18 protein-coding genes and 1 other RNA gene are annotated in these 24,399 nt (G+C 61.1%); 7 read left to right on the plus strand and 12 right to left on the minus strand.

Annotated features, from left to right (window positions below; all coding sequences use genetic code 11):
* Nucleotides 1-48: 48 nt before the first annotated feature.
* Both BFP92_RS13485 and dnaX read right to left on the minus strand, forming a co-directional pair.
* A complete protein-coding gene (locus BFP92_RS13485) occupies nucleotides 49-387 on the minus strand; it encodes a YbaB/EbfC family nucleoid-associated protein (protein ID WP_003175481.1) in 339 nt (112 codons plus the stop codon).
* Nucleotides 388-433: 46 nt separating this feature from the next.
* Complete coding sequence (dnaX, locus tag BFP92_RS13490) at nucleotides 434-2,506, minus strand: DNA polymerase III subunit gamma/tau (protein WP_065929853.1); 2,073 nt, start codon at nucleotides 2,504-2,506, stop codon at nucleotides 434-436.
* Nucleotides 2,507-2,639: 133 nt separating this feature from the next.
* On the opposite strand from dnaX, the gene BFP92_RS13495 reads away from it, so the two are divergent.
* Together BFP92_RS13495 and BFP92_RS13500 are read left to right on the plus strand one after the other, a co-directional pair.
* Nucleotides 2,640-3,431 (plus strand): type 2 periplasmic-binding domain-containing protein, encoded by a 792-nt coding sequence (locus BFP92_RS13495; RefSeq protein WP_065929854.1) that lies wholly within the window; start codon nucleotides 2,640-2,642, stop codon nucleotides 3,429-3,431.
* 54 nt (nucleotides 3,432-3,485) lie between these two features.
* Nucleotides 3,486-3,857: a VOC family protein gene (locus BFP92_RS13500; RefSeq protein ID WP_065929855.1), complete on the plus strand. Its 372-nt coding sequence runs from the start codon at nucleotides 3,486-3,488 to the stop codon at nucleotides 3,855-3,857.
* Here the strand turns inward: BFP92_RS13500 and BFP92_RS13505 are convergent.
* Nucleotides 3,771-4,730 (minus strand): DMT family transporter, encoded by a 960-nt coding sequence (locus BFP92_RS13505; RefSeq protein ID WP_065929856.1) that lies wholly within the window; start codon nucleotides 4,728-4,730, stop codon nucleotides 3,771-3,773. The two genes, BFP92_RS13500 and BFP92_RS13505, sit on opposite strands and share 87 nt — an antisense overlap.
* A gap of 102 nt (nucleotides 4,731-4,832) precedes the next feature.
* On the opposite strand from BFP92_RS13505, the gene BFP92_RS13510 reads away from it, so the two are divergent.
* Complete coding sequence (locus tag BFP92_RS13510; protein WP_065929857.1) at nucleotides 4,833-5,696, plus strand: LysR family transcriptional regulator; 864 nt, start codon at nucleotides 4,833-4,835, stop codon at nucleotides 5,694-5,696.
* On the opposite strand, the gene BFP92_RS13515 is transcribed toward BFP92_RS13510, so the two are convergent.
* The 9 genes from BFP92_RS13515 to BFP92_RS13555 all read right to left on the minus strand — a co-directional run bounded on the left by BFP92_RS13515 (nucleotide 5,693) and on the right by BFP92_RS13555 (nucleotide 17,990).
* The gene (locus BFP92_RS13515) at nucleotides 5,693-6,286 is read right to left on the minus strand and encodes an SH3 domain-containing protein (protein WP_065929858.1); all 594 of its coding nucleotides are present in this window, start codon (nucleotides 6,284-6,286) and stop codon (nucleotides 5,693-5,695) included. The two genes, BFP92_RS13510 and BFP92_RS13515, sit on opposite strands and share 4 nt — an antisense overlap.
* 1 nt (nucleotide 6,287) lies before the next feature.
* The gene (locus BFP92_RS13520; RefSeq protein ID WP_058422082.1) at nucleotides 6,288-7,334 is read right to left on the minus strand and encodes an N-acetylmuramidase family protein; all 1,047 of its coding nucleotides are present in this window, start codon (nucleotides 7,332-7,334) and stop codon (nucleotides 6,288-6,290) included.
* A 155-nt stretch (nucleotides 7,335-7,489) separates the two neighbouring features.
* Nucleotides 7,490-8,416: an N-acetylmuramidase family protein gene (locus tag BFP92_RS13525; protein WP_065929859.1), complete on the minus strand. Its 927-nt coding sequence runs from the start codon at nucleotides 8,414-8,416 to the stop codon at nucleotides 7,490-7,492.
* A 191-nt stretch (nucleotides 8,417-8,607) separates the two neighbouring features.
* An RNA gene (ffs, locus tag BFP92_RS13530) (signal recognition particle sRNA small type) lies at nucleotides 8,608-8,704 on the minus strand.
* A 239-nt stretch (nucleotides 8,705-8,943) separates the two neighbouring features.
* A complete protein-coding gene (locus BFP92_RS13535; protein ID WP_065929860.1) occupies nucleotides 8,944-10,110 on the minus strand; it encodes a zinc-binding metallopeptidase family protein in 1,167 nt (388 codons plus the stop codon).
* A gap of 161 nt (nucleotides 10,111-10,271) precedes the next feature.
* On the minus strand, nucleotides 10,272-12,629 hold the full coding sequence (gene ligA, locus BFP92_RS13540; RefSeq protein WP_065929861.1) for an NAD-dependent DNA ligase LigA: 2,358 nt from the start codon (nucleotides 12,627-12,629) through the stop codon (nucleotides 10,272-10,274).
* An 87-nt stretch (nucleotides 12,630-12,716) separates the two neighbouring features.
* Complete coding sequence (gene zipA / locus BFP92_RS13545; RefSeq protein WP_056861545.1) at nucleotides 12,717-13,580, minus strand: cell division protein ZipA; 864 nt, start codon at nucleotides 13,578-13,580, stop codon at nucleotides 12,717-12,719.
* 259 nt (nucleotides 13,581-13,839) lie between these two features.
* The gene (gene smc, locus BFP92_RS13550) at nucleotides 13,840-17,328 is read right to left on the minus strand and encodes a chromosome segregation protein SMC (protein WP_065929862.1); all 3,489 of its coding nucleotides are present in this window, start codon (nucleotides 17,326-17,328) and stop codon (nucleotides 13,840-13,842) included.
* Nucleotides 17,329-17,330: 2 nt separating this feature from the next.
* Nucleotides 17,331-17,990: a GntR family transcriptional regulator gene (locus BFP92_RS13555; RefSeq protein ID WP_065929863.1), complete on the minus strand. Its 660-nt coding sequence runs from the start codon at nucleotides 17,988-17,990 to the stop codon at nucleotides 17,331-17,333.
* Between the two features lie 280 nt (nucleotides 17,991-18,270).
* Here BFP92_RS13555 and xdhA point away from each other — a divergent pair, with 280 nt between their 5' ends.
* The 4 genes from xdhA (at nucleotide 18,271) to guaD (ending at nucleotide 24,379) form a co-directional block, all read left to right on the plus strand.
* Nucleotides 18,271-19,719, plus strand: a complete 1,449-nt coding sequence (gene xdhA, locus BFP92_RS13560; protein ID WP_065929864.1) for a xanthine dehydrogenase small subunit — start codon at nucleotides 18,271-18,273, stop codon at nucleotides 19,717-19,719.
* Entirely contained in the window at nucleotides 19,712-22,099 is a 2,388-nt protein-coding gene (gene xdhB / locus BFP92_RS13565) for a xanthine dehydrogenase molybdopterin binding subunit (RefSeq protein WP_065929865.1), read from the plus strand. The genes xdhA and xdhB overlap by 8 nt, the downstream gene beginning before the upstream one ends.
* A gap of 120 nt (nucleotides 22,100-22,219) precedes the next feature.
* Entirely contained in the window at nucleotides 22,220-23,059 is an 840-nt protein-coding gene (xdhC, locus tag BFP92_RS13570; RefSeq protein ID WP_065929866.1) for a xanthine dehydrogenase accessory protein XdhC, read from the plus strand.
* Nucleotides 23,060-23,074: 15 nt separating this feature from the next.
* Nucleotides 23,075-24,379, plus strand: a complete 1,305-nt coding sequence (gene guaD, locus BFP92_RS13575) for a guanine deaminase (RefSeq protein ID WP_065929867.1) — start codon at nucleotides 23,075-23,077, stop codon at nucleotides 24,377-24,379.
* Nucleotides 24,380-24,399 lie beyond the last annotated feature (20 nt).

A 24,399-nucleotide genomic window follows, 5' to 3' on the forward strand; every position in this document is an offset into this window, starting at 1 on the left:
AATGCCAGGCGCGATGCCTGGCATTTGAGTCTAGCTAACGCTGCACAATCAGAACGGCAGCTTCATGCCCGGCGGCAGTTGCATGCCGGCAGTCACGCCACCCATTTTTTCCTGGCTGTTGGCTTCGATCTTGCGCACGGCGTCGTTGACGGCCGCGGCGAACAGCGCTTCGAGCATTTCCAGGTCATCTTCGCCCACGCCTGGCAACACGCTTGGGTCGATGCTTACGCGCTTGATGTCGTGACGACCGGTCATCACCACGCTGACCATATCGCCACCGGCTTTACCGGTGACTTCGGCGTTGGCCAGTTCTTCCTGCATCTTGGCCATCTTTTCCTGCATCTGCTGCGCCTGCTTCATCAGGCCGGCCATGCCACCTTTCATCATGGGAATCACCTCAAAGTACGTGGATCAATCAATTAGTAGCCCGGTTTTATGACGCTTGGGGCACCGGGGCTTCGACAGGTTCAATAGTATCGTGACGCACCACCGCACCGAACTGTTGCATCAACTGCTGGATGAGCGGGTCGCCATGGATCGAGTCTTCGGCCTCACGCTGACGGTTGATGCGCTTACGGGTCGCCGCCTGGGCCGGGGTTTCCTGCTCCGGCTTGATCAGTTCGATGGCGATGGTCAGCGTGCGTTCATGGTACTGGTTCAGCGCATCGTTGAGTCGGCGTTGCTGGGTCGCGTTGAACAAGGCGCTGTGGGCCGGGTCCAGGTGCAACAGCCAGTGGTCGCCCTCGATGGCGATCAAGGTGCAGTTGGCGGCGATGCTGCCGGTCATGCCGGAGATTGGCAATTTAGGAAACAATTCCAACCATTGCAACGCCAGGCCGGTGGCCGGGGCGGCAGCGGGTTCCGCTTCGGGCTCGGGGGCCGGCTCGGCGGTGTGCTCGCTGGCCAGGTCGTCCAGGTAGCTGTAGGCCGAATCCATGTCCGGCTCGATGTAATCTTCGTCTAGCGGCGGCTCGTCATCGAGGTCGATACCCGGCGTAGCGGCGTCCACCTGCGCAACGGTCGGCTCGGGGACGGGCGCCGACACCCATTCCGGCGCGTCCGGCACCGCGCTGTCCGGGGTCGGCGTGGGCATCGGCGTCAGCTCGGGCTGCTCGCCGGTGGTTTCCAGCACGGGTTCCACGACGGGTACTTGCTCGACTTCAGGTTCAGCTTCTGCGTCCACCGGATCGTTCCAGGGCAGGTCAACCACCGGCGCGGGAGCAGGCTCAGGCTCAACCACGGGCGCAGGTTCGACCACCGGCGCGGTAACCACTGGTTCTGGCGCCGGAGCAACCGGCGCAGGTTCAGGTGCAGCAACTACTGGCGCGACTACCGCCGCGCCAGCCACTGGTTTGGCGGAATCAACTGTGGCCTGGCTGATCCCCACTGGCTTTAGCGGCTGTCTCGGTGCGTCTGCCGAGTCGGCGGGCCGGAAGGCCAGCATCCGCAGCAAGACCATTTCAAAGCCGCCGCGCGGGTCTGGCGCCAGGGGCAGATCCCGGCGACCGATCAGGCCCATCTGGTAATAAAACTGTACGTCTTCGGCCGGCAACGCCTGGGCCAGCGCCAATACGCGGTCGCGGTCGCCATGGCCGTTGTCGACACCTTCGGGCAACGCCTGGGCGATGGCCACGCGGTGCAGCACATTGAGGATTTCCGAGAGCACGCCGTTCCAGTCCGGGCCTTGCTCCGACAAGTGGCGCACGGCTTCGAGCAGCGCCTTGGCGTCACCTTCGATCAGCGCATGCAGCACGTCGAACACCTGGCCGTGGTCCAGCGTGCCAAGCATGGCGCGCACATCCGCGGCCATGACTTTGCCTTCACCAAAGGCGATGGCCTGGTCGGTGAGGCTCATGGCATCACGCATCGAGCCATCGGCAGCGCGGCCAAGCAGCCACAACGCGTCGTCTTCGAACGGTACGTTCTCGACGCCCAGCACATGGGTCAAATGCTCGACCACGCGCTCAGGCGTCATGTTTTTCAGGGAAAACTGCAGGCACCGCGACAAGATCGTTGCAGGAAGTTTCTGCGGGTCGGTGGTGGCCAGGATGAACTTAACGTAGGGCGGCGGCTCTTCCAGGGTTTTCAACAGCGCGTTGAAGGAATGGCTGGAGAGCATGTGCACTTCGTCGATCAGGTAGACCTTGAAGCGCCCACGGCTCGGCGCGTACTGCACGTTGTCGAGCAGCTCGCGGGTGTCTTCGACCTTGGTGCGGCTCGCGGCGTCGATCTCGATCAGGTCGACAAAACGCCCCTCGTCGATCTCGCGGCATACCGAACAAGTGCCGCAGGGTGTCGACGTGATGCCGGTTTCACAGTTCAGGCACTTGGCAATAATGCGCGCGATAGTGGTCTTGCCGACCCCGCGAGTACCGGTGAACAGGTAGGCGTGGTGCAGCCGTTGGCTGTCCAAGGCATTGATCAGAGCCTTGAGCACATGGGTCTGGCCGACCATTTCGCGGAACGAGCGCGGGCGCCATTTACGTGCAAGAACCTGATAACTCATCGAAAACCGTCGCAACTGGGAAGCGGAAGCCGGTAATGCTAGCGGAGCAAGGGGGAAATTGCATCCGGCACGCTCGTCTAATCTGACTAAGCTTGCCTGACTGGCCCGCCAAAGGCCTGAACCCGGAGAGTGTATGCGCGTAGTCCTGGGCGCTTTATGGATGATTTCCGTTGCTTGCCTGGCGGCGCCCGCACCGTTGCGTTTTGCGGTTTCCGATAGCTGGGCAATGCCCATGGCCCAGCTGGAAGGTGACCGGCCCACCCAGGGCATTTTGTATGACTTGATGTTGAGCCTGGCCACCCAGGTCGGGCGCCCGGCCGAGTTCCATGTGCTGGCCCGGGCGCGAATCGCCGGCGCCATGGCACGTGCAGAGGTCGATGTGCGCTGCTATGTCGCCCAGGATTGGCTCGACAACCTGTCCGGCGACTACACCTGGAGCGTGCCGTTGATGGTGCAGCGCAATGTGTTGGCCAGTGCCCACGCGCCGCCTGTACAGGTGGCCACGTTGGCACCCCAGGCCATTGGCACGGTGCTCAACTACCGCTATGCCGTGCTCGAACCGCTGTTCGCCAGCGGCCAACTGACCCGCGACGATTCGCGCAGCGAGGAATTGGTGCTGCACAAGCTGGTGGCCGCGCGTTTCGAATACGCCGTGATCAACGAATGGACCCTGGACCGTTTCAACCTGAAAGTGCCCCCAAGCCTGCGACTGCACAACGTCGCGGTGATCGATGAACAAAACCTGGGCTGCATCGTGCGCAATGACCCGAACGTGCCGGTGCAACAGATCTTGCGCACGCTGCTGCGGATGAAAATGTCGGGCGAGATCGACGACCTGATCAAACTCTACACCGGGGAGAATGCGCGACCGCTGCGCACTCCTGACAAAAGCTCTCCTGACAAGAACGCTCCTGACAAAAACTGACAGGGCCGCGCCTTAGACTGGGCTCACTTAACCGCCCGTTCGCAAGGAGCCTGCATGCACACCGTCGCCCATTACTTCCTGCTCTACGTCGACAGCCCGGCCACCAGCGCCAATTTCTATAGCCGCCTGCTGGGCAAGCCGCCTGTGGAACTGAACCCGACGTTCGCCCTGTTCATTCTCGACAACGGCGTCAAGCTGGGGCTGTGGTCGCGTCATACCGTGGAGCCCGCAGCCCACCTCACCGGCGGCGGCAGCGAAGTAGGGTTCTCGCTGCCGGACCCAGCCGCCGTGGACGCCCTGCACGCTCAGTGGGTCGAGCGCGGCGCGACCATCATCCAGTCACCCACCCACCTGGACTTCGGCTACACCTTTGTCGCCGAGGACCTCGACGGCCACCGGCTGCGCGCGTTCAGCCTGAGCGATTGAGCGCCAGCGCCCTTCAAGGCTGATGGCGGCGACACTGGCCAGCACGATCACCGCGCCCAGTATCACTTGCAGGGCAATGTGCTCGCCCAGCAGGGTCGAAGCCATCAGCATGGCCACCGGCGGTATCAGGTACATCGCCACCGTGGCGCGGCTGACGTCCACGTGCTTGAGCACATAGCCCCAGGCCAGGTACGCCAGGGCGCTGGGGAAAATCCCCAATACCAGCACCGACAGGTTCTCCGGCAACGGCGCCTGGGCCACGGCAGCCGGCAAGCCCGGCAGGTTCACGCACAGCATCAAGGTGCCCGCCCACACCATGTAGCACGCCATGGTCAGTGGGCTATAGCGATGGGCGTAATGCTTCTGGATGGCGAAATACACGCTCCACGACACGGCAGCCAGCAGGATCAGCAAGCCGCGCGGGTCGATATCACCGACGCCATGATCGCCCCAGATCACCACCAGCACACCGAACAAGCCGAGCAAGACGCAGCCCCACCGCCAGGCGCTGACCCGTTCTTTCAAACAGAAAAACGCGATCACCACACTGAACAGCGGCGCCGACTGCGCCAGCACACTCGATGCCGCCGCCGTCACCCATTGTTGCCCGTAGTTGAGGCTGGTGTGGTGCAGGAACACGCCGAAAAACCCCAACACCAGCAACCACGGCAAATCCCGCACACGCGGCCGGCCGATGCCTGCCGCCAGGGCGATGCCGCCCATGAACACCGAGGCGATCAGAAATCTTAGCAGCGCCAATTGGCCGGGGCTGTAGCTGTGCAGCCCCATGTGCACGCCAATCGGCGAATAAGCCCAACAGAGAATCACGCCAGCGATGACTAGCGTAAGCTTTACGGGTGACGGGGCATTCATCGACGGCATCCAGAGACTGAGAGGGAATACCATCAGTCTTGAGCCGCGCAAGGCGCAGGACAATTAAGCGTTTCTGACTTCTGAAATCATTGGAACTGAGCAATGGAACTGGCCCAACTGAAAATGGTGCGCGCCGTGGCCCAAACCGGCAGCGTGGCCCAGGCCGCGCTGCAATTGCACTGCGTGCCATCCAACATCACCACGCGTATCAAGCAGTTGGAAAGCGAGTTGGGCACGCCGCTGTTTATTCGCGCAGGCCGTGGGCTGGCCATCAGTGCCGCCGGGGAAATCTTTCTCGATTACTGTGAACGCATCCTGGCGCTGGTGGACGAATCCAAACGCGCAGTGGATGCCAACGCGATTCCACGCGGCACGCTGCGCATCGGCGCGGTGGAATCCAGCGCCAGTGGCCGCCTGCCACCGCTGCTGGCCGAATACCACCGGCGCTACCCGGAAGTCAGCCTGGAGCTGGTCACCGGCGCCTGGGCGCAACTGCTCGACGACCTGCAACACCATCGCCTCGATGTGGCGCTGGTGGCCTCGGGCGGCAAGCGCGCCAAGCTCGAACACAGCGTGGTCTACAGTGAACGCCTGGTGCTGATCGCCAGCGCCTCCAGCGCGCCGATCAACAGTGCCGAAGACTTGGCAGGCCGCACCTTGCTGGTGTGGCCGCCCGGTTGTCCGTATCGCGCGGCGCTGGAGAACTGGATCAAACCGCACGCCTTCAAACCAAGCATCGCCAGCTATGCCAGTTGGGGCACCATCATTGGTTGCGTCAGTGCAGGGATTGGCGTGGCGTTGGCGCCGGAAGGCATCCTGGCCCGCTATGAGCAGGCCAACCAACTGGCCTCCTACCGGTTCGAGGAATTGCAGGCCGTGGACAACCTGCTGTTCTGGCACAAAGACACCCAGCGCCACCTGGCGCGGGATGCGTTTGCCGGGCTGCTGCGGGAGACGTTCGGCTAGTCGGCTTGCGGCGCAACCAAGCGTGCGTACTGGTTTTGGCTGATCCAGCCGGTGTAGGTATGGTCTTTGGCATTGGTGAATTCGACTTTGGCCCAGCCGTCCTTGAACCCCAGAACGCCGACCACATCGTCCTTGACGATATACGCGCGCTTGGCGGCTTCAGCGCCTGGTTTTTTCAGCAGGTAAGCCTTGTCGGCCGTCACGGTCACCAGGCCGATCCATTGCTTGCTGGCGGTTTGGGTGAGGTCCAGACCGGTGGCGATTTCCGGCATCAACACGCTGACACAACCGGGATGCTCGCGCCCCTGTTCTACCGTCAAGGTCACGCCGTCGGAGGACGCCGCCACGCTGCCGGGGTACGCCTTGTCGAGCCAGGTGGTGAGCGCTTCAGGCTGGCCCTGCAGGTAGAACGTGCAACTGCGGGTCACACCCTCGCCCAGCTCTTCTGCGTAGTAGCCTTCGACCTGATGCTCAGGCGTGACCGCCAGCATCAGCCCTTCGTATTGGCCGGAATGCAGCTCGGCGGCACCTGCCAAGGTTGGCGCCAAGGCGCAAAACGACAACACGCTCATCGCTAGAAAACGGCTCATCTTATTTCTTCCCTTCCAATGCTTCGTAGGCCTTTTTGATACGGCTGTCGTAGTCGCCGTAATCCTTGCCGTTATAGTTACGCGCCATGGCCACGTAGTCTTTATCTTTCATGGCCTTGATCAGGGCCGGGCTCTGGCTGCAAAAACCGATAAACGCTTTTAATTGGTTACCGGCATTGATCTTCAGGGCGGCAACGAATTCAAACACCGTCTTGTAACCGCAGGAGGTGTAGTTGAACCCCATGATTTGAAACATGCCCCAGGACGCCGACATCAATGCCGCCTCCTGATCCAGCGCAAACGCGGTAGCCATGGTCTCCCAGGCCTTGGTCTGGTCCTTGTTGTTGACCTGCCACTGCGGTCCGGCCTTTCTCACGTAGATGTAAGACAGCAGCGGGTGCGCCTGGTCATAGATGTGCTTGGTGTACTTGCGAAACAAGTGGCCTTCAAAGGCAATCACGGGCAACTTGGCCGGCCCGAACCCGGAACGCCCGCCGGATTCGACCGTAGCGAACGCCTTGATGATATTCACCGAAATGCCGCTGCCCAACTGGGTGGCAGCGCTCTGAAAGTCGGTATCGGTCAGCGTCATGCCGCCATCGCACGTGGCCTGGAGCATCAACTGCCGGTTGCGCCGCTCGGCTTCGATCATGGCGCGCATGCGCTCCAGGTACACATTGACCGTGGCCTGAACCGCATCGCCGCCGTTATTGCCAAACGCGTTGAGAAAGCTGGGAATGCGCATCGCCGGGAAGGCTTTTACCGGCACCTTCACCGCTTCTTCGATCAGGCTGTTGAAGGTTCGGCCGGTGGGGTCGATCACGCCATCGGGGTGCGCATATTTGAGATGCCGGAACTGATACTGGCTGATGCACTGCACCAATTGCCCATCGCACTTACCATTTTCGGCCAGCGCAAAGCCCATCTTGGGAATGATCAAATTGAATAAATACTGAATGCACTGAACATCGGCGGGCAAATTGCGCGCTTTACCCGGCGCGCCCACTGAAGCACTGATAAGACGGGGCAACCCTGGCAGGCTTTTCATCAAGACATCCTTGTTAATTAAAGAAGTGATAGCACTTCAATATCATCGCAGCACACTTGTCATGAATTGAAACAAATGGCTGGCGGAAACTAACAAGATGGTTTTGGGTTGTCCAGTGGGCGCTTTGCACGTTGTGAAACACCCGTCATACGCCGCTACTTTTTCCTTTCCAGCGCCTCGTAGGCGCGCTGAATCCGCCGATCGTAGTCGCCATAGTCTTTGCCGTTGTAATTGCGCGCCATGCCGGCATAGTCCTTATTCTTCATGGCGTTGAGCAAGGCCGGATTCTTGCGGCAAAAACCAACGAACGCCATCAATTGCTGGCCGGCATTGAGTTTCATCGCCGCAACAAAATCAAACACGTTTTTGAATCCGCACGCCGCAAAGTTGAAGCCCATGACCTGAAACATGCCGTAGGACGCCGACATCAGCGCTGCCTCCTGGTCCAACTCGAATGCATCGGCCAGCGTCTGCCAGGCCTTGGTTTGATCCCTGTTGTTAGCCCACCATTGCGGGCCAGCCTTTTCCAGATAAGGGTATGAGAGAAACGGGTAGGCTCTGTCGTACTTTTGTTGCGTGTACTTGCGAAAGATATGGCCCTCGTAGGCGATCACCGGCATTTTGGCCGGCCCGAACCCGGAACGTCCACCGGACTCCACCGTGGCGAACGCCTTGATCAGGTTCACTGAAACACCATTACCCAATGCTGTGGCGGCGCTCTGAAAGTCAGCATCGGTGAGGGTGATACGACCGTCACACGTGGCCTGGGTGACTAACTGCCGACGGGGTGGCGCGCCTGGGTTGGCCTTGCTCGCGTCTTCGACCAGGCTGCTGAACGTGCGACCTGCCGGGTCAATCACCCCATCGGGGTTACTGAACTTGAGACGATTCACCTGATAGTCGTTGATGCGCTGTAATAACAGCGGACCGCACTTGCCATCTTCCACCAGCCGCGAAGCGGGGTGGGGTGTAATCAGGTTAAACAGGCGCTGAATGTACTGAACATCAGCAGGCACATTACGCGCCTTGCCTGGGGTACCGACTGAAGCACTGAGAAGTGCAGGCATGGCAATCACCTTAATGGATCAAAGGAGTGCCATCACATCTTCACTACTCCAGCACAGGGTCGCTTACAAGAATGACGCTAGCAGGCAACTGAAAGTTTTCCAGCACAAAGCCGTCACGCTGCGCAAAAAATGGCAGATGAGCGAGTGAAAGAGTGTTTGATTTGAAACAGGAAGGGTGAAAACAAGGAAGAGCGTTATGGAGGCAACCCCACCAGCCACACCCCGGCACACAATGTTCCCGCTGTGGCTGCTGCCTTCCGGCTCTGACCAGGTTCACGGGTAATCGTTGCGGGGGGACCGATGGGGTCACCATAACGACGCTGGCCTCTCGGCAAGCCGCGCCATTGTACCGATCTCATCGGAAGTTACAACCGTTGTTCCCGATTAAAAATATGAAGGGGCTCAAGCACTTGTCCACCACCTCGATAACCCTGCAGAACCCTGTGGGAGCCGGGCTTGCCCGCGATTGCGGTGTATCAGTTGGGGCATTCGTTGACTGACACAGCGCAATCGCAGGCAAGCCAGCTCCCACATCGGGCGGATTACTGTGCTTGCACCACTTCATCGGCCCTGCCGCCCTCCTCCTGAATCACCAAGTGAATGAAGTGCAGCTTGGCGATCACCGCAGGCGGCAACACAAAGGGGTAGAAATCCGGCTGGCCCATGCTGCGCGACAGTTCGTTGAGCATGCCGGCCAGTTCGATCCAGGCGTTGACGAACGACAGGAAGGCCGGGCCGCCAGGGTGTTCGGGCTCAAAGAGCGTGGTCAGCGGGAACGGCTGGTAATCCAGGTCCATCTCGCGGGCGCTCATGCCAAAGCCCAGCGCGGTATCGACGGCGTCCATCATGTGCAGGTAGTGAGCCCAGGTTTCGGCCCAGTCTTCCCAGGGGTGCATGGTCGCGTAGGCGCTGACGCAGGTTTGCTGCCAGTCGGGGCGTGGGCCGTTTTGGTAATGCTGGTCGAGCGCCTCGGCGTAACTGGCGCGTTCATCGCCGAACAGGCTACGAAACGGTTCAAGCCAATGGCTGTTGGCGATCAGCCGGTCCCAGTAATAATGGCCGACTTCGTGGCGAAAATGGCCAAGTAACGTGCGATACGGCTCGCGCATTTGCACACGGACTTTCTCGCGGTGGGCGTCGTCGGCTTCCTTGATATCGAGGGTGACCAGGCCGTTGGCGTGGCCGGTGGTGGGTGCGTTGCCTTCCAGGTCGATGCCGACGAAATCGAAGGCCAGGCCGCTGTCTTCGTCAACACTTTTGGGCACCACTTGCAGGCCCAGGCTGATCAGTTGCGCCACCAACCGGCGCTTGGCGGTTTCGACTTTGCGCCAGCGTTCGGGGTTTTCCGGGATCGACAGGTCAGGGATGGTGCGGTTGAGGCTACACGCCACGCACAGCGGCGCGGTGCTGTGGGCCGGAATCAGCCAGTTGCAGGCGGCTGGGGTGTCGAGGTTGGCGCAGCGACGGAAGGCGCCGGCGTCGAGGTTATCGTCCTGTAGCCATGTGCCGGCGACTGGGCCGGGCTGTAGCGACGACAGCCGGCTTTGCTGGGGTTGATAGCCCAACAGCGCAGAACAGACCAGGCACTGGCTGTTGCGAAAAAACAGCGACTGGCCGCAGCGGCATTGCCACACCTTGCTGCTGCGCGAGGATCCGGCCATGAACGGTGCGGCGATGCGCGTACTGAGTTGCTCGAAGTAGCGGAACATGGTGATCTCTCCCTGGGTGACCAAGACTAGATCATTTACCGTGAAGGATCGTTCCCACGCTCTGCGTGGGAATGCCTGCGGTGACGCTCTGCGTCACGACGTTCGAGAGCAGACGCAGCGCGTCCAGGGCTGCATTCCCACACGGAGCGTGGGAACGATCATCAGACGGTGATGTTGTGTTTGGCCAGGAAAGCGACAAAGGCCTCTTCGTCCAGCACCTTAAGGCCCAGCTCGGCGGCCTTGGCCAGCTTGGAGCCCGCGCCCGGCCCGGCGACCACGCAGTGGGTCTTGGCCGAGACAGAACCGGCCACCTTGGCGCCCAGGCTTTCGAGCTTGTCCTTGGCCACGTCGCGGCTCATCAGCTCCAGGGAGCCGGTCAGCACCCAGGTATGCCCCGCTTCCGGCAAGCCTTCGACGACCTTCTTCTCGCTCTGCCAATGCATACCGAAGTCTTTGAGCTGCTGCTCGATGGCCAGGGCATGGTTGGCATTGTCCGGGTTATCAAAAAACTCGCGCACCGCCTTGGCCTGCTTCTCGGGCAGCGCCTGGCGCATATCCAGCCAGTCGGCCTTGATCACGCCTTCGAGGCTGGCGAACTTGTCGGCGAGTTTTTGCGCGGCGCCAGGCCCTACGCTGGGTACGTGCAGCTTGTCGAGCAAGCCGCCCAGGGTGGTGCTGGCGGCGAATTCGGCGCTCAGGTCGCCCTGATCCTGCAATTGCAGGCCGCATTCATCCGGCGACAGCAGCGCGCCAATCACGTCCTGGTTATGGCTGTCTTCAAAGAAGCTGTGAATCTCGTGGGCCACTTCCAGGCCCACGTCCGGCAAGTACGTCAGCACTTCGGGCAAGGCCTGCTGCACGCGCTCAAGGGACGCCAGCGAACGCGCGAGCACCTTGGCGGTCTCCTCGCCCACATCCGGTATGCCCAAGGCGTAGATAAACCGCGCCAGGGTCGGGGTCTTGCTGTTTTCGATGGCGGTGATCAGCTTCTTGCTGGAAATATCGGCAAAGCCTTCCAGGTCGATGATCTGCTCGTATTTGAGTTTGTAGAGGTCAGCTGGCGAGCCGATAAGTTTTTCATCCACCAGTTGCTCGATGGTTTTGTCGCCCAGGCCGTCAATGTCCATGGCGCGGCGCGACACAAAATGGATGATCGCCTGCTTGAGCTGCGCGCCACAGGCCAGGCGCCCGACGCAGCGGTAAACCGCGCCTTCGCTGACGGTTTCCTTGCCCTTGCTGCGCTTGACCAGTTGCGTACGCTCCACATGGGAGCCGCACACCGGGCAGCTTTCGGGGATTTGCACGGCGCGGGCGTTTTCCGGGCGGCGCTCGGTGACCACCGAGACGACTTGCGGGATCACATCACCGGCGCGACGGATGATCACCGTGTCGCCGATCATCAGGCCCAGGCGCGCGACTTCGTCCATGTTGTGCAAGGTTGCGTTGGACACCGTTACACCGGCGACCTTGACCGGCTTCAAGCGCGCCACCGGGGTTACAGCGCCGGTGCGGCCCACCTGGAATTCCACGTCGAGCAATTCGGTCAGCTCTTCCATGGCCGGGAATTTATGCGCGATGGCCCAGCGTGGTTCACGGGCGCGGAAGCCCAACTCCCTCTGGGAAGCAATGCTGTTGACCTTGAACACCACGCCGTCGATCTCATACGGCAGGCTGTTACGCCGCTCGCCGATATCGCGGTAGTAGGCCAGGCAATCCTGAATGCCCTTGGCCAGCTTCAGCTCATGGCTGATGGGCATGCCCCACTTTTGGAGTTGCTGCAGGTTGCCGATATGGGTGTCGCTGATGTCGGTGGTCACGCCATAGCAGCAGAACTCCAGCGGACGGCTGGCGGTGATCTTCGAGTCCAACTGACGCAGGCTGCCGGCGGCGGCATTACGCGGGTTGGCGAAGGTCTTGCCGCCCACTTCCAGTTGCGAGGCGTTCAGCCGCTCGAAGCCGGCCTTGGACATGAACACTTCGCCGCGCACTTCCAGGGTTGCCGGCCAACCGCTGCCGTGCAGTTTCAACGGGATATTGCGCACGGTGCGCACATTGACGCTGATGTCTTCGCCAGTGGTGCCATCGCCGCGCGTGGCGCCGCGCACCAGCTCGCCGTCCTGATACAGCAGGCTGACTGCCAGGCCGTCCAGCTTGGGCTCGCAGCTGTATTGCACCGCTGCACCGCCGCCAAACAGATCACCCACCGGCAGGTCGAGACCTTCGGTCACCCGGCGATCAAATTCGAGCATGGTGGTTTCATCGAAGGCGTTGCCCAGGCTGAGCATCGGTATCTCGTGCTTGACCTGGGTGAACGCCGAGAGCGCCGCACTGCCGACCCGCTGCGTCGGTGAATCACGCGTCACCAGTTCCGGGTGCTCGGCCTCCAGGGCCTTGAGCTCATGGAACAGCCGGTCGTACTCGGCGTCCGGAATGCTCGGCTCGTCGAGAACGTGGTAACGGTAATTGTGCTGATCCAGTTCAGCGCGCAGTTCGAGGATGCGGGTGTGGGCGGCGGTCATGGGTGTTCTCTCATAAAGCAAAAGAGCAGCCGAAGCTGCTCAATATGTTAGTGCGCTTATTCTACTGACAACGCTGAAGACCAATCCTCAGCGTTTTTGTGTCAGGGCACGACGCTCGAACTCGACGATGCGCTGACGGTAATGCTCGATGGTCTGGGCAGTCAGAACGCTGCGTTGGTCGTCCTTGAGCTCGCCGTTGAGTTCCTGGGACAGCTTGCGGGCTGCGGCCACCATCACGTCGAACGCTTGTTTCGGGTGACGCGGGCCTGGCAGACCAAGGAAGAAACTCACCGCCGGGGTGCTGAACAGGTCGATATCGTCCAGGTCGAAAGTACCCGGTTTGACCGCGTTAGCCATGGAGAACAGCACTTCGCCGTTACCGGCCATGCTTTCGTGGCGGTGGAAAATATCCATCTCGCCAAAACGCAGGCCGCTCTCGAGAATGTTCTGCAAGAGTGCCGGGCCTTTGAAGCCGGCGGCGTCGCGGCAGATCACGCTGATCACCAAAACCTCTTCGGCGGCCGGCTGATCGTTTACCGACTGGCGCGCTGCAGGCTTGCCGACGTTTTCATCGGGGAAGTCATCATCACGGCTGCTGAAGCTCGGGCCTTCGTCAACGTCGAGGTTCAGGTCGCCCTGATGCGGCTCGGCCACAGCGGCACTGGCGCGCTTGCCTCGCTTGGACGACGGCTCGCGGGCTTCACGCACCGGCGCGCTCATCGACGGCAAGTCATGCTCGTCCAGTTGCGGTTCTTTATGGGTATCCAGCACACGGGGCGGCCCCAGCAGCTCGGCGCTGCCGTCGTCGTCGGGCAAGTTGGACAGGTTACGGTCCAGACGGAATTTGAGCTTACCCTTGCCACCGCGCATGCGGCGCCAGCCATCAAAAAGAATACCGGCAATGACAATAATGCCGATGACGATCAGCCACTCGCGCAGACCGATTTCCATGTAATCCCGTGCCTCTAATAAAAAATGCTGAAAAATAAGGGGTTTAGCAACGTCCAAACCGCTTTAAAACGTGGCGCCAACTCTATGTTCTGACTGACGTTTTGCCCACGCATACGAAAATTTGACATTAAACTAGCACGACCCAAGATAACTTTACACCGTCTGTCAAAATGCCTTGAACAAATATGTCCATTTGCCACTTTTGCCAGACCGGTAAATCGCCTTACATCGCCCTACCAAAATCCTTTCCAGGCCCGGCTCAGGATTCCACCATCGCCATCGCTTCTTCGACATCCACCGCCACCAATCGCGAACAACCCGGCTCGTGCATCGTCACGCCCATCAACTGATCGGCCATTTCCATGGCGATCTTGTTGTGGGTGATATAGATGAACTGCACGGTCTGGGACATCTCTTTAACCAACCGAGCGTAGCGTCCAACGTTAGCGTCATCCAGCGGCGCGTCAACTTCGTCGAGCATGCAAAACGGCGCCGGGTTCAACTTGAAGATCGCAAATACCAGGGCCAATGCGGTCAGGGCCTTTTCGCCACCGGACAACAAATGGATAGTGCTGTTCTTCTTGCCCGGCGGCCGCGCCATGATCGTCACCCCTGTATCGAGTAGATCTTCGCCCGTCAGTTCCAAGTAGGCGCTGCCTCCACCGAAAACTTTCGGGAATAACGCCTGTAAACCGCCATTAATCTGATCAAAGGTATCTTTGAAGCGGTTACGGGTTTCCTTGTCGATCTTGCGAATCACGTTCTCGAGCGTGTCCAGTGCTTCGACCAGGTCGGCGTCCTGGGCGTCCAGATAACGTTTACGTTCGGACTGCTGCTGGTATTCGTCGATGGCTGCGAGGTTGATCGCGCCGAGGCGCTGGATACGCGCGGCGATGCGCTCGAGTTCTTCTTCGGCGTCTTTTTCGTTGGCCTGGGCGGTCAAGGTAGTGAGCACGCCGTGCAGGTCGTAGCCGTCTTCGAGCAGCTGGTCTTGCAGGGTCTTGCGGCGCACGGTCAGGGCTTGCCACTCCATGCGCTGTTGTTCGAGCTGGCCGCGAATCAGCTGGGATTGCTGCTCGGCCTGAGTCCGGCGCTTCTCGGCGTCGCGCAGTTCGCGGTCGGCGTCTTCCAGGGCGATTTGCGCGGTCTTGAGTTCTTCGTCGACGGTCATGCGTTTGTCGAGCAACTCTTCGAGCTTGAGGCGCAATTCTTCCAGCGGCGCTTCGCCCTCCTCCAGGTTGAGGCTCAGTTGCTCACGCTTTTCGGTCAGGCGTTCGGACTGCATCTCCAAACGCTCAAGGGCCTGGCGCGTGGAGGTGTGTTGGGCCTGCAACGAGCCCAGGCGCACTGCCAACTGATGGGCGTGATCTTTGTGCTGACGGGCTTCCTGGCGCACGCGATCGAGGCGTTCACGCAGGCTGTCGCGCTGGGCCAGCAGCAGCTCGCGCTGCTCGGTATCCAGCGCCATGCTGTCGAGGGCTTCCTGCAAGTGCAGGCGCGCCTCGCCGATCTGTTCGTGTTCGAGGGCGCGCTGCTCGCCCATCTCGGCCACTTCTTCGTCAAGGCGGGTGCGGCGCAGGGTCAGTTGCTCGGCCTTCGCCTTGCTCGCCGACAACTGCGCTTTCAATTCGCCTTGCTGGCGCGCTTCGTCCTGCAACAGGCGGCGCAGGTGTTCGCGGCCGGTCTCTTGTTGGCGCTGAGTGGCACGCAGGGTTTGCAGTTCGGTTTCCAGGCTTTCGAGGGTGGCCTCGCGCTCTTCGCGTTCGGCGCTCAGGTTGACGATTTCCTGGCCTCGGGCCAATACGCCGCTCTCGGCCTCACTGGCGCGACGCACGCGCAGGAAATGCCGGCCCACCCAATAACCGTCTCGGCTGATCAGGCTTTCGCCGGCGCCCAATTGGCCGCGCTGGGCCAGGGCCTGCTCCAATGATTCAACCGGTTTGACCTGGCCCAGCCATGGCGACAGATCAATCGCCGCCTCCACCTTGTCGAGCAAACTGCCCGGCACCCGCGTGCCATCGGCTGCGGGGCTGAGCAAACGCAAATCGCCCTGGGCAAAGCCGGCCAGGTCGAAACCGCCAAAATCATCCACCAATACGGCTTGCAGGTCGGCGCCCAACACGGTCTCGACCGCCAGCTCCCAGCCCGCTTCAACTTTTAAGCCTTCGGCCAGGCGCGGACGCTCGGCCAGGTGCTGGTCACGCAGCCACTCGGCGGTGCCGGTGCCTGGGTCCAGCGCGGCCTGCTGCAAGGCTTCAAGCGACGCCAAGCGCCCGTTGAGCCGCTGCAAATCGCCCTGGGCCTGCTGCTGGGCCTGGGTCGCCTGTTGCAGTTGCTGACGCAATTGCTCCAGGCGCTCCACTTGTTGTTCTTCGCTGGCCTCCAGCTCCTCCAGGGTCATCTCGCTTTCGGCCAGTTGCTCGCTCAGCGCCATGATCGCCGCGTCTTCCGGGTCGGCGGCGAGCAACGCGCGCTCCTCCTGCATGCGGCGCTGGCGTTCGGCCAGGCGCTCCATGCTGGTTTCCAGTTGCTGGATGCGCGATTGCTGCACCTCAGCCTGGCGGCGCGGCTCGGCGGATTTCAGGTTGAACGTGTCCCACTGTTCCTGCCAGCCGTGCATGGTGGTTTCGGCTTCTTCGAGGGCGGCGGCGGCCTCTTCGGCGGCGGCGCTGGTGATTTCCTGCTCGGGCGTGAGCATGTCCAGCTCTTCGCCCAACGTCAGCAGCAAGGTGCGGTCGTGGCCCAGGTGCGACTCGGTTTCCAGCCGCGCGCGTTCGGCCTCTTTCAAATCATCCTGCAACTGCCGCAGGCGCTGCTGGCCATGCTGGATGCTCTGCTCGACCCGGGCAATGTCGCCGCCTACCGAGTAGAACCGCCCCTGCACCAGATTGAAGCGCTCGGACAGGTCATGGTGACCGTCACGCAAGCGCTCGATGCTGGCGTCGGCATTACGCTGTTCGGCCACCAGCGCTTCAAAGCTGATTTCCTGGGTGCCGATGATCGCTTCGCGCTGGCCGACCTGATCATTGAGCGCCTGCCAGCGCAGGGCCGAGAGCTGCGCCTTGAGCTGGCGCTCTTCGCCCTTGTATTCCTGGTACTTCTCGGCGGCCTGGGCCTGGCGGTGCAGGCGTTCGAGTTGACGCTCCAGCTCTTCACGCAGGTCGGTCAGGCGGGCGAGGTTTTCGTGGGTGCGGCGGATACGGTTTTCGGTCTCGCGGCGGCGCTCCTTGTACTTGGAGATGCCGGCCGCTTCTTCGATAAAGTTGCGCAGGTCTTCGGGCTTGGCTTCGATCAGCTTGGAGATCATGCCCTGCTCGATGATCGAGTAGCTGCGCGGGCCTAAGCCGGTACCGAGGAAAATATCGGTGATATCACGTCGACGGCATTTGGTGCCGTTGAGGAAGTAACTGTTCTGGCTGTCGCGCGTCACTTTGCGGCGAATCGAGATTTCCGCGTAGGCCGCATATTCACCGATCAAGGTGCCATCGGAGTTATCGAACACCAGTTCGATGCTGGCCTGGCTCACCGGCTTGCGGCTGGTGGAGCCGTTGAAGATGACGTCGGTCATCGACTCGCCACGCAGGTTTTTTGCCGAGCTCTCGCCCATCACCCAACGTACGGCATCGATAATGTTCGACTTGCCGCAACCATTGGGCCCGACCACCGCCGCCATGTTACTGGGGAAGTTCACCGTGGTCGGGTCGACGAAGGATTTGAACCCCGCCAGTTTGATGCACTTGAGCCGCACGCTTAGGCGCCTGCCAACGCAGCGATGACCAGCGAGCTGCTGCGCTCGCAATAGGCCGACAGCACCTGGCGGATCTGCGGCAGGTCACGGGCGAGCACCGCCGCGAGCAGGTGCTCGAACAGCGTCAGGTACTCACTCATCTCCGCCTTGCGCTGGTCCAGGGCCAGGTAATAGGCACGGTTCATCGCCGGCTGCAGGTTTTCGACGGTTTCCTGCAAATACGGGTTGTTGGCGAAGGGGTACGCGGCGCGCATCACACTGAAGCTTTCTTCGACGAAGGCACGGATGTCCTGACGCTCGAAACTGGCCACCAACCGTTGCTGGATCTGCAGGAACGGCGCCATGTCGGCCTGGACCTTCCAGCCTTCAGCCACCGAATTGCCGAGCAATATGTACAACTCGCCCATCAGCGTGCACAGGCTCTGCACCTTGTGCGCGGTGAGTTCGGTGACGTGGGCGCCACGGCGCGGCAGGATCGCGATCAGGTGGCGGCGCTCGAGAATCAGCAAAGCTTCACGCACGGAGCCACGGCTGACATTCAGTGCCAGCGTGACTTTCTGTTCCTGGATCCGCTCCCCAGGCTTGAGATCGCCGCGAATGATACGTTCGGCGAGGTGGTGAGCAATTTGCTCGGCGAGACTGTCCGGCGCCTTGAACGTCATGTTTTCCCTTCAAAATCTGCTATCGGTACAAGCGCGGCAGTGTAGCGCATTGGCTGGCTGATGGCGCTACGCCCACAGGCGCGAATGTGGCATGAAATAAGCAACGCTGAAAAGCCAAAAGCCAGCAAAAACACCGGTTCCAGAAGACTGGACCATAATTGAAAGGGTTGCGATCGCAATTTCTTGACCTTCTGGTCAGAAAATCGTTGACCGAAAAGTCAGACATGACTAGATTCGGCGCAAAGCGGTTAACAACAATAATGAGTCTGCGAGGCCTTCCGTGATCCAGTTTTTACTTAACCAGGAACTCCGTAGCGAGCACGCCCTGGACCCCAACCTGACCGTGCTCAACTATTTGCGCGAGCATTTGGGCAAATCCGGTACCAAGGAAGGCTGCGCCAGCGGCGATTGCGGTGCATGCACCGTGGTAGTCGGCGAATTGCACACCGACACTCAAGGTGCGGAGCAGATCCGCTATCGCAGCCTCAATTCCTGCCTGACGTTTGTGTCGTCATTGCACGGCAAACAACTGATCAGCGTCGAAGACCTCAAGCATCAAGGCCAACTGCACAGCGTGCAGCAAGCCATGGTCGAGTGCCACGGCTCGCAATGCGGCTTTTGCACCCCAGGCTTTGTGATGTCGCTGTTTGCCCTGCAAAAGAACAGCGACGCCCCCGACAGCCAGAAAGCCCATGAAGCGCTGGCCGGCAACCTGTGCCGTTGCACCGGTTATCGCCCGATTCTGGCCGCCGCCGAACAGGCCTGCTGCAACAAGCCGGTGGATCAGTTCGACAGCCGCCAGGCCGAGACCATCGCCCGTCTCAAAGCCATCGCGCCCACGCAAACCGGTGAACTCAACAGCGGCGACAAACGCTGCCTGGTGCCGCTCACCGTGGCCGACCTGGCCGACCTCTACGACGCCTACCCGCAGGCGCGCTTGCTGGCGGGCGGCACTGATCTGGCGCTGGAAGTCACGCAGTTTCACCGCGTGCTGCCGGTGATGATCTACGTCGGTAACATTGAAGAGATGAAGCGCATCGAGTCGTTCGACGACCGCCTGGAAATCGGCGCGGCCACACCGCTGTCCGACTGCTACAGCGCGCTGCACCACGAATACCCGGACTTCGGCGATTTGTTGCACCGCTTCGCCTCGCTGCAGATCCGCAACCAGGGCACCCTGGGCGGCAATATCGGCAACGCCTCGCCCATCGGCGATTCGCCGCCATTGCTGATCGCCCTCGGCGCGCAGATCGTGCTGTGCAAGGGCGACACCCGTCGCACCTTGGCGCTGGAAGATTACTTTATCGACTACCGCGTCACCGCCCGCCAGGACAGTGAGTTTATCGAGAAGATCATCGTGCCCAAGGGCCACGCGCTGTTCCGGGCTTACAAGGTTTCCAAGCGCCTGGACGATGATATTTCCGCCGTGTGCGCGGCCTTCAACCTGAAGATCGACAACGGTGTGATCAGCGACGCCCGCGTGGCGTTCGGCGGCATGGCCGCCACGCCCAAACGCGCGAACAGCTGCGAAACCGTATTGGTGGGCGCGACCTGGAACGCCGCCACGGTGGAGAAAGCCTGCGCCGCCCTCGCCCAGGATTTCACCCCGCTGTCGGACTTCCGCGCCAGCAAGGAATACCGCCTGCTCAGCGCACAGAACCTGCTGCGCAAATACTTCATCGAACTGCAAACACCGCACATCGAGACTCGGGTGACCGCTTATGTCTAACCATCACGCCGTCGTTAAAACCCAGGCCGAACTCGCCGAGCTGTTTGCCCAGGACCTGACCTCCGGGGTCGGCCGCAGCGTCAAGCATGACAGCGCCGCCAAGCACGTCAGCGGTGAAGCGCAGTACATCGATGATCGCCTGGAGTTTCCTAACCAGTTGCACCTGTATGCGCGCATGTCCGACCGCGCCCACGCACGCATCATCAGCATCGACACCGCGCCCTGCTACGCCTTTGACGGCGTGCGCATCGCCATCACCCACGAAGATGTGCCGGGCCTTAAAGACATCGGCCCGCTGATGCCCGGCGACCCGTTGCTGGCCATCGACACCGTGCAGTTTGTCGGCCAAGTGGTACTGGCGGTGGCCGCCCGCGACCTGGAAACCGCGCGCAAAGCGGCCATGGCGGCGGTGATCGAATACGAAGACCTGGAACCGGTGCTGGATGTGGTGGAGGCCTTTCGCAACAAGCACTTTGTGCTCGACAGTCACACCCACCAACGCGGTGATTCGGCGGGCGCACTGGCCACCGCGAAAAACCGTATCCAGGGCACCCTGCATATCGGCGGCCAGGAACACTTCTACCTGGAAACCCAGATTTCCTCGGTCATGCCCACCGAAGACGGCGGCATGATCGTCTACTGCTCCACGCAAAACCCCACCGAAGTGCAAAAGCTGGTAGCCGAAGTACTCGACGTGTCGATGAATAAAATCGTCGTGGATATGCGCCGCATGGGCGGTGGTTTTGGCGGCAAGGAAACCCAGGCCGCAAGCCCCGCGTGCCTGTGCGCGGTGGTTGCACGCCTGACCGGCCAGCCGACCAAGATGCGCCTGCCGCGTGTCGAAGACATGCTGATGACCGGCAAGCGCCACCCGTTCTATATCGAATACGACGTGGGCTTTGACGACAACGGCCGCCTGCACGGCATCAATCTGGACCTGGCGGGCAACTGCGGTTGTTCGCCGGACCTGTCCAACTCGATTGTCGACCGCGCGATGTTCCACTCCGACAACTCGTATTACCTGGGCGACGCCACCGTCAACGGCCACCGCTGCAAGACCAACACCGCGTCCAACACCGCGTATCGTGGGTTTGGCGGCCCGCAAGGCATGGTTGCCATCGAGGAAGTCATGGACGCCATTGCGCGCCATCTGGCGCTGGACCCGTTGGCGGTGCGCAAGGTCAATTACTACGGCAAGACCGAACGCAACGTCACCCACTACTACCAGACCGTCGAGCACAACATGCTCGAGGAAATGACCGCCGAGCTTGAGGCCAGCAGCCAGTACGCCGAGCGCCGCGAAGCGATCCGCCTGTACAACGCCCACAGCCCGATTCTGAAAAAAGGCCTGGCACTGACGCCAGTGAAATTCGGTATTTCGTTTACCGCCAGTTTCCTCAACCAGGCCGGTGCGCTGATCCACATTTACACCGACGGCAGCATCCACCTGAACCACGGCGGCACCGAGATGGGCCAGGGTTTGAACATCAAGGTCGCGCAGGTGGTGGCTGAAATATTCCAGGTCGAGATCGACCGCGTGCAGATCACCGCCACCAACACCGACAAGGTGCCCAACACCTCGCCAACCGCCGCCTCCAGCGGTGCCGACTTGAACGGCAAGGCCGCGCAGAACGCTGCCGAAACCATCAAGCAGCGCCTGGTGGAGTTTGCTGCGCGCAAGTACGACGTGAGTGAAGCGGACGTTGAGTTCCACAATGGCCACGTGCGCGTGCGCGATCAGATCCTGACCTTTGAGGCGCTGATCCAGCAGGCGTATTTCGCTCAGGTTTCGCTGTCGAGCACCGGTTTTTACAAGACGCCGAAAATCTTTTACGACCGCAGCCAGGCGCGGGGTCGGCCGTTCTACTACTTCGCATTCGGCGCGGCCTGCTGCGAAGTGATCGTCGACACCCTGACCGGCGAATACAAGATGCTGCGCACCGACATCCTTCACGATGTGGGCGCCTCGCTGAACCCGGCCATCGACATCGGCCAGGTCGAAGGCGGCTTTATCCAGGGCATGGGCTGGCTGACCATGGAAGAGCTGGTGTGGAACAACAAGGGCAAGCTGATGACCAACGGCCCGGCCAGCTACAAGATCCCGGCCGTGGCGGACATGCCACTGGATTTGCGCGTGAAGCTGGTGGAAAACCGCAAGAACCCGGAAGACACGGTGTTCCATTCCAAGGCCGTGGGCGAGCCGCCGTTCATGCTCGGGATTGCGTCGTGGTGTGCGATCAAGGATGCCGTGGCGAGTTTGGGCGACTATCGCCATCAGCCGCAGATTGATGCGCCGGCGACGCCTGAGCGGGTGTTGTGGGGCTGTGAGCAGATGCGGCAGTTGAGCGCTGCAAAAGCCGTTGAGACTGAACTGGCTTGATCGTTCCCACGCTCTGCGTGGGAATGCCGCCTTGGACGCTCTGCGTCCGCTGTTGTGACGCAGAGCGTCACGGTATGCATTCCCACGCGGAGCGTGGGAACGATCTGACTGGAGGTGACTATGAACAACTGGATCAGCGCCCTCGCCGACCTGCAGAACCAGGGTGAACCCTGCGTGCTGGTGACCATCATCGAAGAGCTTGGCTCCACGCCGCGCAACGCTGGCTCAAAAATGGTGATCAGCGCCGCGCACACCTTCGACACCATCGGCGGCGGGCACCTGGAATACAAAGCGATGCAGATCGCCCGCGACATGCTGGTGCGTGGCCAGCAGAACACCCATCTGGAGCGCTTCAGCCTCGGCGCCAGCCTGGGCCAATGCTGCGGCGGCGTGACGGTGTTGCTGTTCGAACCCATGGGCCAGGTGCAGGCGCAGATCGCGGTATTTGGCGCCGGCCATGTCGGCCGCGCCCTGGTACCGTTGTTGGCGAGCCTGCCGTGCCGGGTGCGCTGGATTGATTCGCGTGATCAGGAGTTTCCGGAACATATCCCTCAGGGCGTGCGTAAAATCGTCAGCGAAGAGCCGGTCGACGAAATTGCCGACCTGCCGGTGGGCAGTTACTGCATCGTGATGACCCACAATCACGCGTTGGACCTGGAACTGACGGCCGCGCTGCTCAAGCGCAATGACTTCGCCTATTTCGGCCTGATCGGTTCAAAAACCAAACGGGTCAAGTTCGAACACCGCCTGCGTGATCGCGGCTTCGACACCGCGCAACTGCAACGCATGCGCTGCCCCATGGGCCTCACCGAGGTGAAGGGCAAACTGCCGGTGGAGATCGCCATCTCCATCGCCGGCGAAATCATCGCCACCTATAACGCGAATTTCGGCCAGCACAGTGCGAGCGCCGAACCTATTGCCAAACTGCTGCCCGCCTCGCGTCGCAGCCAAGCTATCTAAACCATTGAGATCACCATGCCTTTGACTCGCAAAGCCTACCGTGCCGCCATTTTGCACAGCATCGCCGACCCCGCCGAAGTGGGGATCGAAGCCTCCTATGAGTATTTCGAAGACGGCCTGCTGGTGATCGATAACGGCCAGATCAGCGCCCTGGGCCACGCCAGCGATTTGCTGCCAACCCTGCCCGCCGACATCGACGTGACCCATTATCAGGATGCGCTGATCACGCCCGGCCTGATCGACACCCACATTCACCTGCCGCAAACCGGCATGGTCGGTGCCTATGGCGAGCAGTTGCTGGATTGGCTCAACACCTACACCTTCCCATGTGAAAGCCAGTTCGCCGACAAGGCCCACGCCGAAGAAGTCGCGGATATCTTCATCAAGGAGTTGCTGCGCAACGGCACCACCACAGCATTGGTGTTCGGCAGCGTGCACCCGCAGTCGGTGAATGCATTCTTTGAAGCCGCCGAGAAACTCGACCTGCGCATGATCGCCGGCAAAGTGATGATGGACCGCAACGCGCCGGACTACCTGACCGACACCGCCGAATCCGGCTACCAGGAAAGCAAGGCGCTGATCGAACGCTGGCACGGCAAGGGCCGTTTGCACTATGCCGTCACGCCACGTTTTGCGCCGACCAGCACCCCGGAACAACTGGCGCTGGCCGGGCAACTGCTGGGCGAATACCCGGACCTGTACATGCAGACGCACATCAGCGAGAACAAACAGGAAGTCGAGTGGGTAAAAGAGCTGTTCCCGGAGCGCAACGGCTACCTGGACGTGTACGACCACTACAAACTGCTGGGCGAGCGCTCGGTGTTTGCCCACGGCGTCCACCTGTGTGATGACGAGTGCGCACGGTTGGCCGAGACCGGTTCGGCCGTGGCGTTCTGCCCGACCTCGAACCTCTTCCTTGGCAGCGGCCTGTTCAACTTGCCGATGGCCGAGAAGCACAAGCTGAATGTGGGCCTGGGCACCGACGTGGGCGGCGGCACCAGCTTCTCGCTGCTGCAAACCCTGAATGAAGCCTACAAGGTCATGCAGTTGCAGGGTGCGCGGTTGAGCCCGTTCAAGTCGCTGTACCTGGCCACCTTGGGCGGTGCGCGGGCACTGCGCCTGGAAGACAAGATCGGCACGTTGCAGCCGGGCACGGATGCGGACTTTTTGGTGCTGGACTACAACGCTACGCCGCTGCTCAGCTATCGCTTGAAGCAGGCCAATAACATTGCCGAGACGTTGTTTGTGTTGATGACGTTGGGGGATGACCGGACGATTCTACAGACCTACGCGGCCGGCAATCTGGTGCATCAACGCTGATCTGAGCCACACCACAAAAA

Origin of the sequence: Pseudomonas sp. 58 R 3, from assembly GCF_900006605.1 — a bacterium.
Taxonomy (GTDB): domain Bacteria; phylum Pseudomonadota; class Gammaproteobacteria; order Pseudomonadales; family Pseudomonadaceae; genus Aquipseudomonas; species Aquipseudomonas salomonii.

Bases quoted from the DNA above. Each gene is read 5' to 3' on its own strand.
- BFP92_RS13485 (WP_003175481.1), bottom strand. From the start codon at position 387: ATGATGAAAGGTGGCATGGCCGGCCTGATGAAGCAGGCGCAGCAGATG.
- dnaX (WP_065929853.1), bottom strand. From the start codon at position 2,506: ATGAGTTATCAGGTTCTTGCACGTAAATGGCGCCCGCGCTCGTTCCGC.
- BFP92_RS13495 (WP_065929854.1), top strand. From the start codon at position 2,640: ATGCGCGTAGTCCTGGGCGCTTTATGGATGATTTCCGTTGCTTGCCTG.
- BFP92_RS13500 (WP_065929855.1), top strand. From the start codon at position 3,486: ATGCACACCGTCGCCCATTACTTCCTGCTCTACGTCGACAGCCCGGCC.
- BFP92_RS13505 (WP_065929856.1), bottom strand. From the start codon at position 4,730: ATGAATGCCCCGTCACCCGTAAAGCTTACGCTAGTCATCGCTGGCGTG.
- BFP92_RS13510 (WP_065929857.1), top strand. From the start codon at position 4,833: ATGGAACTGGCCCAACTGAAAATGGTGCGCGCCGTGGCCCAAACCGGC.
- BFP92_RS13515 (WP_065929858.1), bottom strand. From the start codon at position 6,286: ATGAGCCGTTTTCTAGCGATGAGCGTGTTGTCGTTTTGCGCCTTGGCG.
- BFP92_RS13520 (WP_058422082.1), bottom strand. From the start codon at position 7,334: ATGAAAAGCCTGCCAGGGTTGCCCCGTCTTATCAGTGCTTCAGTGGGC.
- BFP92_RS13535 (WP_065929860.1), bottom strand. From the start codon at position 10,110: ATGTTCCGCTACTTCGAGCAACTCAGTACGCGCATCGCCGCACCGTTC.
- ligA (WP_065929861.1), bottom strand. From the start codon at position 12,629: ATGACCGCCGCCCACACCCGCATCCTCGAACTGCGCGCTGAACTGGAT.
- zipA (WP_056861545.1), bottom strand. From the start codon at position 13,580: ATGGAAATCGGTCTGCGCGAGTGGCTGATCGTCATCGGCATTATTGTC.
- BFP92_RS13555 (WP_065929863.1), bottom strand. From the start codon at position 17,990: ATGACGTTCAAGGCGCCGGACAGTCTCGCCGAGCAAATTGCTCACCAC.
- xdhB (WP_065929865.1), top strand. From the start codon at position 19,712: ATGTCTAACCATCACGCCGTCGTTAAAACCCAGGCCGAACTCGCCGAG.
- xdhC (WP_065929866.1), top strand. From the start codon at position 22,220: ATGAACAACTGGATCAGCGCCCTCGCCGACCTGCAGAACCAGGGTGAA.
- guaD (WP_065929867.1), top strand. From the start codon at position 23,075: ATGCCTTTGACTCGCAAAGCCTACCGTGCCGCCATTTTGCACAGCATC.